Source organism: Vibrio sp. 1288 (assembly GCF_033344475.1).
The window spans coordinates 1-744 of sequence record NZ_JAWPOX010000437.1; the positions used below are offsets into that span (position 1 = coordinate 1).

Genomic DNA, 744 nt, shown 5'->3' on the forward strand with positions numbered 1-744 from the left:
AAGCTCTTCAGCCAATACCGCAAATACAAAGTCGGTGTGCGCTTCTGGTAGGTATTCCAGTTTTTGAATTGAGTTCCCTAACCCTTGGCCAAACCATTCTCCGCGACCAAACGCCATCAAAGATTGAGTCAACTGATAGCCGCTACCGAACGGGTCTTCCCATGGGTCAAGAAACGAAGGAACACGGCGCATACGGTACGGTTCTACCAAGATCAAACCGACGACAGCGCCAATGCCAGCAATCATCAGAGCCAGAAACTGGGTTAGCTTCGCGCCCGCGATAAATAACATACCAAACAGAGTAACCAGCATTACAACGACGGTACCCAAATCCGGCTGACCAAGTAACAAGACGGCGAAGAAAGCAAACACCATGATTGGCTTCATAAAGCCGCCAAAGAAGGTCTGGCGCACTTCATCTTGCTTACGGACTAAATAACCGGACATGAAGATGAACAGCGATAGCTTCGCAACTTCGGCAGGCTGTAAGTTGAACAGACCAAGCGGAATCCAACGAGAAGCGCCATTTACTGACTTACCTGCGAGAAGTACAACAATCAGCAAGCCGAATGAGACCCAAAGCAAGTAATGACTTTTCTTAAACCATTGCTCTAAAGGTACTTGAAGTATCACCGCAGAGGTCCCGATCGCCAACACTAAGAAGGTGGCATGACGGAACATGAAGTGGAACGGCTGATCGGTCAATCGTGAGCTGATTGGGAAAGACGCAGAGGTCACCATAAT

Annotated in this window: 1 protein-coding gene; it reads right to left on the bottom strand. The window is 48.7% G+C overall.

The features are described 5' to 3' along the window. A partial coding sequence (locus R8O11_RS27245) for an FtsW/RodA/SpoVE family cell cycle protein (RefSeq protein WP_318194881.1) occupies positions 1 to 744 on the bottom strand: 744 nt, incomplete at both ends.